Origin of the sequence: Collimonas sp. OK607 (genome assembly GCF_900111995.1) — a bacterium.
Lineage (GTDB): Bacteria > Pseudomonadota > Gammaproteobacteria > Burkholderiales > Burkholderiaceae_D > Collimonas.
In genome coordinates this window covers 1-8,492 of the sequence record NZ_FOKF01000076.1, presented here as the reverse complement: position 1 = coordinate 8,492, position 8,492 = coordinate 1, and the positions used below count along the sequence as shown (strand labels likewise).

The 8,492-nt window shown below is 56.6% G+C and carries 7 protein-coding genes and 2 pseudogenes; 2 read left to right on the top strand and 7 right to left on the bottom strand.

Going from position 1 to position 8,492, the window contains the following annotated elements:
* Positions 1 to 329: pseudogene (locus BM029_RS26035) on the top strand (IS4 family transposase); the annotation flags it as partial.
* A gap of 71 nt (positions 330 to 400) precedes the next feature.
* On the opposite strand, the gene BM029_RS25220 reads toward BM029_RS26035, so the two are convergent.
* The 7 genes from BM029_RS25220 to BM029_RS25190 all read right to left on the bottom strand — a co-directional run bounded on the left by BM029_RS25220 (position 401) and on the right by BM029_RS25190 (position 7,571).
* Complete coding sequence (locus tag BM029_RS25220; protein WP_092440769.1) at positions 401 to 1,294, bottom strand: efflux RND transporter periplasmic adaptor subunit; 894 nt, start codon at positions 1,292 to 1,294, stop codon at positions 401 to 403.
* A 30-nt stretch (positions 1,295 to 1,324) separates the two neighbouring features.
* Positions 1,325 to 1,528, bottom strand: coding sequence for a DUF1656 domain-containing protein (locus BM029_RS25215; protein ID WP_092440767.1), 204 nt, complete (start codon positions 1,526 to 1,528; stop codon positions 1,325 to 1,327).
* A 2-nt stretch (positions 1,529 to 1,530) separates the two neighbouring features.
* Entirely contained in the window at positions 1,531 to 3,633 is a 2,103-nt protein-coding gene (locus BM029_RS25210; protein ID WP_092440765.1) for an FUSC family protein, read from the bottom strand.
* Positions 3,634 to 3,645: 12 nt separating this feature from the next.
* Entirely contained in the window at positions 3,646 to 5,157 is a 1,512-nt protein-coding gene (locus BM029_RS25205; protein WP_092440763.1) for an efflux transporter outer membrane subunit, read from the bottom strand.
* 168 nt (positions 5,158 to 5,325) lie between these two features.
* Positions 5,326 to 5,598 carry a DUF4148 domain-containing protein gene (locus tag BM029_RS25200; RefSeq protein WP_092440761.1) on the bottom strand — a complete coding sequence of 91 codons (273 nt, stop codon included), beginning with the start codon at positions 5,596 to 5,598 and terminating at the stop codon, positions 5,326 to 5,328.
* 343 nt (positions 5,599 to 5,941) lie between these two features.
* Positions 5,942 to 7,093, bottom strand: a complete 1,152-nt coding sequence (mnmA, locus tag BM029_RS25195) for a tRNA 2-thiouridine(34) synthase MnmA (protein WP_092440759.1) — start codon at positions 7,091 to 7,093, stop codon at positions 5,942 to 5,944.
* A complete protein-coding gene (locus tag BM029_RS25190; protein ID WP_092440757.1) occupies positions 7,086 to 7,571 on the bottom strand; it encodes an NUDIX hydrolase in 486 nt (161 codons plus the stop codon). The genes mnmA and BM029_RS25190 overlap by 8 nt, the downstream gene beginning before the upstream one ends.
* A gap of 229 nt (positions 7,572 to 7,800) precedes the next feature.
* Between BM029_RS25190 and BM029_RS25185 the strand changes: the two are divergent.
* Positions 7,801 to 8,492, top strand: a pseudogene (locus tag BM029_RS25185) (NAD(P)(+) transhydrogenase (Re/Si-specific) subunit alpha); the annotation flags it as partial.

Below are 8,492 nucleotides of genomic sequence, written 5' to 3'. Positions count from 1 at the left end.
GCATGCAGATCGAACAGACCTTTCGTGACATCAAAAATGCCCAATTTGGATTGGGACTATCTCAGAGTCAAACGCGTGATCCACTGCGTTTTTCCATTCTGCTATTGATCGGAGCACTCGCCATGTATGCGCTCTGGATCATCGGATTAACCGCGCAACATCAGGGGTTCAAGATCCAATACGGTAGCCGGCACAAAGCCGAACAGACCTTGTCCATCCTCTCACTCGCACTGTGGTGGATGCGCGAAGCACCCCGACAGATCCCAATCTCGCAAATTAACCAGGCAATTCATACCCTGCGCTCTATGGCTATTCATGTTGTTATTTGAGGGGAAGGGTCAGACTCTGACCCCATTTAACGGACCACGAAGTACATGCCGTAGCACGCAGCAGCTTGCTCTTATTTTTTGTCGTTCCGCTGCCCGGGCTTAACAATCACCGTACAAGTCATACCCGCAGCCAGCGTTATCCCATCCGGCACCTTGTCGATATGGATGCGCACTGGCACCCGTTGCGCCAGCCGGACCCAGTTGAAACTTGGGTTCACATTGGCCAGGCCGTTGCTGCCTAACGCATTGTCGCGGTCGGTTATGCCGCGTGAGATGCTGTCGATGTGGCCGTTGATGATCTGCTCGCTGCCGAGCAGGCGCATGTCGACGGCGTCGCCGACTTTCATCAGGGGTAGTTTGTTTTCTTCGAAATAACCGTACACCCAGAACGAATTGGCATCGATTACCGCCAGCTTCGGCGTCCCGGCCTGGGCGAAGTCGCCGGCATGGACGTTGAGGTTGGTGATCCAGCCGTCTACCGTGGCTCTGATTTCGGTGCGGTCCAGGTTCAGCTTGGCGCTGTCGCGGGCTGCCAGGGCTGCTTGATAAAGGGCTTGGGCGGCGGAGGCGTCGGCGCTGGAGTTTTCGCGGTTTTCGTTGGAAATCACATCGCCATCCAGCTTGGCGCGACGTGCCGCATCGCGTTGTTTGGTGCTCAGGCCGATCCGGCGTTCGGCTACTGCCGCTTCAGCTTGCGCTAACGCCAACGTGTAGCGCGCCGGGTCGATCTTCATCAGCAAATCGCCTTTGTGTACATAGGTGTTGTCGGCTACCGGCACCGCGACCACGATGCCGGAGACATCGGCGGCGACGCTGATGACGTCGGCGCGCACGCGGCCATCGCGGGTCCAGGGCGTGTTCATGTAGCGGTCCCACAGCGCGCGCGCCAGCAAGAACGCGATCAGCACTACGATCAGCGTGATCGCTACCTGCAGCAGTGTTTTTAGAATGGTTGATGATTTCATGTCGGCCTTAGAACAAATTTTTACGGCAAATTATGCGGTGTGCAGCAGCAATCCGGCGGCGCCGAAAATGCAAAAAAACAGGGCGATTCGGAACAGGTTGGGATGCCAGACAAAACGAAACAAGCCGAGGCGGGTGAATACCCAATCGATTGCCATCTGCAAAAACAGGCAGCCGATAAATACCAGCAGCAAAGTCGGTATGAGCGCATCGAATAATGCGATTTCGCGCGGCATGGTCAAGTCTCCGAAAGGATAGGTGAGGTTTCGGCGGGCGTCAGCACGGTGACGCGTTCCAGCATGGCGCCGCGCATCAGATGCAAATTGGCGAGCACGGACGGCAGTTCGCCGCAAACGGCAATCGCAGCCAGCACGGCATCCAGCGCAGTGCGCAAACGGGTTTGGCTGGGTCGCGCAAAAAGATGGGCGATGCTACGTATGCATTGTTCGATTTTTTCGTGCGCCGCAGGATCTTCGACACTTAACGTCTCCTGTCGCAACTGGATCACGGCACGGCCGATTTCCAATACGGATAATAACCAAGTCATGATATCGCGGTCATCCGGATTTTCCAGCGAGTGGGTAACCGCAAAGCGCGCCAGCAGATCGCGTGTGCCGCTCTCGAACCGCGCCGCCAGTCCGGGTAACGGCCGGCTGCAAGCCTCTATCACCTGGCGTCGTAATGCGCGCGCCAGGCGGCGTTTGATCCAGCTGCTATCGGATGGATCGATGATTTGATACATGACCAGGGCAATGGCAACCCCGATCAAGCCGCCGGCCATGCCGTTGAGCAGCGCCGGCATGTCGAACTGATAGTTGTTGCCGATGCTGGCGTATGACAAGAAAAACAGCAATATTCCGGTGCCGATGCCGGCGTATTTTTGGGTGGTGCTAAGCCAGGCGCCGATCAGGATGAATGGCGCCAGCGAGAGACACAGCATGGTGAAATTTTCTGCTTGCGATTGCAGGTAATAGGCCGATAAGAAGCCGAAAAATCCACCCAGCGCAGCGCCGATCATGAATTGCCTGACTATCTTGGAGGGGGAGGGAGCTGCCGCAAACAGGGCGCTGACGACGGTTGCCATGACGACCGCGTCGGTGCCGGAAACCCAGCCGGATTCTATCCAGAATAGCGACGATACGCCAAAGCCGATCGCCGCCCGCAACGCTGATGTCACGACCATCGTCGGGTCGGTGCGCGCTACATAATGCGAGATCAGCTGGACATCGTCCGGCCGGTGCAACTCGGTCTGGGTCACGACGGTATGGATTCTTGCGTAAATCTGCAGTTCATAGGCGAATCTTGTCAGCAATTCGGTGGCGGAATCGAAATCGAGCAAGTGACTACTGTCGCTGTCACTGCTGGCAGCGAGGCCGCGGCGCAAGGCGGTCAGCCGTTGCGGCAGCTCACTGCGCACTTGTGTCAGTAGCGAGAGATTCTGACTGGAAAGCGCGCGCACGATCGCTTTGTACTCCATCAATAATGCATCGAGCGTGCTTAGTTTGCCATTGGTTTGCAAGCGGCCGAACAGCTGGTCGAGTGAATGAAAGGTGGTAGAGGCGGTCATGAAGGCGTTATTCAGCTGCCTTAGCCGCAGGCTTTGCAGATGTCCGGCAGCGCTTTCAAATACCGACGAGGTGCGCAGGGCTTCAAGCGAAACGACTTCGCCGATAAAGCGTAGCACCATCCGCTCACGCACTGGCCGCGAATCGGCAACCTCATCCAATGCTATGAAGCGCTTGAAATCGGCGAAGCGCTTGCGCGCAATCTGCAGCAGGACGTCGGACAATTGTTTGGGGAACAGCACGTCGCTGACAACCCCGGCGCAGAGTAGTCCCAGCATCACTTCGCTGAGGCGCGTCATGGCGATATCGAAGGCTTGATCCGGTTGCAGGGCTGCCGGCAAGCCGACAATCACCAGGGTATATCCGGCCAGCACGAAGGCATACGATTGAAAATTGCGGAATACTGTCGAGCCGGCGGTGCAAAAAGCCAGCCAGCAGGCACCGGCCGCCAGGAACAAGACCGGTTGTTGCGAAAACGAAGCCGCCAGGATGATCGACATGACGACCCCGACTGCGGTGCCGACGAAACGATAGAAACCCTTGGCCAGCACCAGGCCGCTGCGTGGCTGCAGCACGATGACGACGGTCACCATTGCGGTGCCCGGTTTGGACAAGTCGAATAGCAGCGACAGGCCCAGCGCTAGCAAAGTCGCCAGCAGGATTTTGCTGATATACAGCAGATCCTGGCCATGACCTTCTACCCAGCCGACGGCAGCATGTTTCAGATGGTCCAGCCAACTGTGCCGATTGCTTGCAATCCCGCTCACGATTGTCATGATTGGCGTCGCTTATTTATCTGCAGTTGTCGTTACCGCGGCAGCGGGTTTCGGCAAATCGTCGCCCAGGCCACCGCCCAGCGCCTGCATCAGTTGCGCCCAGCTGTCCAGATAACTGGCGCGGATTTGCGCTACGCGTTGTTGTTGCTGCAACAGGGTCAACTGGGTTTGTATGACGTTGATATTAGCGGTCAGGCCAGCCTGGTAAGCGCGTTTGGCCAGATCGTAGGATTGCTGCGCCAGCGCCGATGCTTGTTCAGACTGTCCGCGCTGCTGTTGCTGCGACTTCAGTTTGACGATCTGGTCGGCGACGTTTTGCAGCGCTTGCACCACGGTGTTGTTGTAACTTTCGATAGCACCGTCGAGCGCGGCGGTTTGGGCGCCGAGATTGGCGCGCAGGCGGCCGCCTTCAAAAATCGGCAGCGAAATGGCCGGCCCGGCGCCGCGCACACCTGACGACGCACTCAGGAAATTGGTGAAGCCGAGTGCTTGCAAGCCGATGAAGGCGGAGATATTGATATCGGGATAGAACGCCGCCTTGGCGACATCGATATTCTTGTCCATAGCTTCAACCCGCCAGCGTTGCGCAATGACATCCGGGCGACGGCCAATCAGATGTGCCGGCACATTGTCGGGCAAGCCAATCGCCAGCGGCGACTGGTTGTCAGCACCGACCAGGCGAGCAGCCAGTTGCGGTCGCTGAATTGCGTCGCCGCTGCCGGGGCCTTTGCCGCATAAAGCGGCAATCTGGTTGCGGAGCAAGGCGATGCTCTCATCGATTTTCTCGATGTTGGCGCGCGCCTCAGGCAATGCCGTTTCGGCCTGGCTGACTTCCAGCCGGGTGCCGAGGCCCGCCGCCAGTTTTCGTTGCGCGATGCTGGCGATGGAAGTTTGCTGTGTCAACGTTGAGCTGGCAATGTCGCGCAGCGCGTATTGCGTGGCCAGCTGCAGATAGCCGCGGACCACGGCGACTTCCAGATTCAGCTGGGCGCTACGGGCTTCGGCGGCGCTGACATGGACTGTATCGAGCGCCGACTCCAGCGCGCTGCGATCCTTTTCCCACAGATCAAGATCATAGCTGGCCTTGACGGTAATTTCATTGTCCCAGTTCCAGCTGCCGCCGAGCGGTGGCGGGAAGATATATTCGGATGAGTACAAGCCGCGCGTGCTGCTGGCTTCGGCGCCCACCTTGGGTAGTGTGGCGGCACGCGCCACGCCGGCCAATGACGACGCCTGGCGGATGCGCGCCTGCGCGATCTTCAAATTAGGGCTGTCGGCGATGGCTTGTTGTACCAGGGCATCAAGTTGTGGATCGCGATAATTTTGCCACCAGGCAGTTTTGGGCCATTGAGTGTTGGTGATGTCTGTCAGCGCTTTGCCTGCAGAGAGCGAATTGCTATCCGTTAATTTGGATTGCGGATTGATGCCTGAGAAATCAGCGCAGGCGCTTAGCAGGAGCGTCAAGGAACAGGCCAGCAGCAGATTGACCGAAGGTGAACGCCTGGAGAAGAGAAATAACCACATGTGAACCCAAAATAGGATGACTGGTTTGAACGTTTCTATCTGCTAAAACCCCGGGTTTTTGCGGTGCACGAGGATATGATTCAATAATAGCAAAACGCCAGCATTGCTGGCGTTTTTGCGTAACGCTGAAACTCGTCGAATCAGCGTCGCGTCAGATATTTTTGCAGCTTAGTTACCGTTGTAGATCGATGGCTCAGTCTTGTTGATCTGGCTCACGACTTCAGCACGGCTAACCGGTTTGCTTGCGGTTGCGATCACGGGGTATTGATTGCTCGCCACATTCAGCGAACCGTCTTTCTGTGCTTGCAACAGCTCGGCCTGGACGTCGGCACGCGACTTGGTCGAGACGAACGGTGTTTCAGGTGGATATGGGGTAACTGCCATTGCGCTGCCAGCGGCGGCTAAGATTGCGAGACCTGCGATAAATTGTTTGGCGTTCATGTTTTTCTCCAGTAAGTTGATGGCACCGGGCTCGGCGGAACAGGCGTTGTGCAGCCCGTCGGGTCCTGCCTCGGTGAGCGGCGCACTTGCGTTGTTAATGTTGCTTGTGTGTTGCGCCCATCGATGAAGCTAAGTTTAGAGATTTCGATATCAACAATAAATAGCCTTATTGGAAATTAACTATTTCTGAAATAGAAATAATAATTAGGAACTTTGTGCTGCAGTTGCGCAACAAAGTAAAGTCCGGGAAGACTTGGCGGGAAGGCTTAGGAAAAGGCTTGCGAGAAGATTTACGAAAAGGCTGGCCAGGACGGCCAGCCGGAATCAGTTCAAACAGCGAGTATCAGACAGCGCTGCGCGATGACTCGATAATACCGCCACCGAGACAAATATCGCCGTCATACAGTACCGCAGACTGGCCGGGAGTGACCGCCCATTGTGGATCGGTGAATTTGAGTGCGAAGTTTTCAGTTTTCGCTCCCGTCCCCGCTCCCGTCACTATTTCAGGCAACAGCAGGCTCTCAAACGAACATGCCATGTCAGCCTGCCGATAGCGCGTCTTGGCTGACAAATGCTCGCTATCCGGCGCTTCGCCCGACACCCAGCTGAGTTGTCCGGCTTGCAGCGTCGACGACAGCAGCCAGGGATGATCATGCCCCTGGACGATGTACAAAGTGTTGTTTTCCACGTCTTTCCTGGCGACATACCAAGGATCGCTATCGCCACCGGCATTCTTGTGCGTCTTCATGCCACCCAGACCGATGCCCTTGCGCTGGCCCAGCGTGTAAAAACTCAGGCCGACATGCTCACCCACCACATCGCCATCCGGGGTTTTCATCGGTCCCGGTTTATAAGACAGGTAACGGTTCAGGAATTCACGGAACGGCCGTTCGCCGATGAAACAGATGCCGGTCGAGTCCTTCTTCTTGGCATTCGGTAACTGAATCTGTTCGGCGATCTTGCGCACTTCGGTTTTCTGGATTTCACCCAGCGGGAACAGGGTTCGCGATAACTGCGACTGGTTCAGGCGGTGCAGGAAATAGCTTTGATCCTTGCTGGCGTCGACCGCTTTCAATAACTCGAAGCGACCGGAGTCGGCTTGCCGCACCCGGGCATAATGGCCGGTAGCGATCAGGTCGGCGCCTAGTTTCATGGCGTGATCGAGAAACGCCTTGAACTTGATTTCGGCATTGCACAGGACATCCGGATTGGGTGTGCGCCCGGCCTGGTATTCGCGCAGGAATTCGGCGAATACCCGATCTTTGTACTCGGCCGCAAAATTCACCGCTTCGATATCGACCCCGATCACGTCAGCCACGCTGACCGCGTCGATCCAATCCTGCCGCGTCGAGCAGTATTCGGAATCGTCGTCGTCCTCCCAGTTTTTCATGAACAGGCCGATGACTTCATAACCTTGCTGCTTCAGCATCCAGGCCGAAACGGAGGAATCAACCCCGCCCGACATGCCGATGACAACGCGTTTTTTACTAGACATTAGCTACTCCGTAAGCGCTAGGATGGGTGTTCAGCATGCTTAACGGTGCGCGTTGACCGCGCAGGTAATCGTCTATGCAAAGCAATACTTGCGAACCGCGATGGCGTTCGGGGCAGGCTGCCAGTTCGTCGCGCGACATCCACAGGGTACGCAAGATGCCATGATCGAGCGCCTGATCGTGCTGGGCGCCGAGATCGCCGCAAAAGGCAAAGCGCAGGTAAGTGACCGCTTTGCCGGTCCGCGCCGATACATAACTCGCCATATACATGCCAACCAGCGCGGTAGGGGTGAAATCATGCGAGGTTTCTTCCAGCGTTTCGCGCACGACCGCCTCCAGCAGCGACTCGTTGGGATCGAGATGGCCGGCTGGCTGGCTGATGCGGATGCCGTCACTGGTCGCTTCTTCAATCAGCAAGAAGCGGCCGTCGCGCTCTATGATCGCGGCAACTGTGACAGAGGGTTTCCAAACGTCAGTCATAAATTCCTCGGTTAATCCGATATTTTAACTTGCCTGCCGGTTTTGGATGAAAAGCGGCAAGGAAGGCTTTCGCAACGCCTAGCACAGAGCGAAGGAGTGATTGTAGTCATACACGCAACTTATGATTAATTTTAGGATAAATAACCTGCATCAAGACGTCTGGTTGTTGGGTCGCAATTTTTCCGTGTAAGATTCCAGAAAGAATTCTTAACACTAATGGGAGAAGTACATGAAAATCGGCATCCCCGCCGAGACGCGGCCTGGCGAGACAAGGGTTGCAGCGACTCCGGAGACGGTAAAAAAGCTGGTGGCAGCCAAGCATCAGGTCTTGGTACAGTCTGGCGCCGGCATTTTATCCAGCATTACCGATGAGGCCTACGCGGCTGCAGGCGCCGAGGTGGTTACCGCGGCGGCTGCATTTGGCGTGGAAACCGTACTCAAGGTACGTGCCCCCAGCGCGGACGAACTGCCCCTGCTGAAAAGCGGTACGGTCGTGGTCGGTATGCTGAACCCTTTTGATGCCGACAATATTGCTGTTATGGCAAGTCACGGTTTGACAGCATTTGCGCTGGAGGCGGCGCCGCGTACCTCACGCGCGCAATCGATGGATGTACTGTCGTCGCAAGCCAACATTGCAGGTTACAAAGCGGTGCTGATGGCGGCCAACACGTATCAGCGCTTCATGCCGATGCTGATGACCGCCGCCGGTACCGTCAAGGCGGCGCGCATGTTGATCATGGGCGCTGGTGTTGCTGGTTTGCAAGCGATCGCCACTGCCAAGCGTCTTGGCGCAGTCATCGAGGCCTCTGATGTGCGGCCTGCGGTGAAGGAACAGATCGAATCGCTGGGCGCGAAATTCCTGGATGTGCCTTTCATTACGGATGAAGAACGGGAAATCGCCCAAGGTGTTGGCGGTTATGC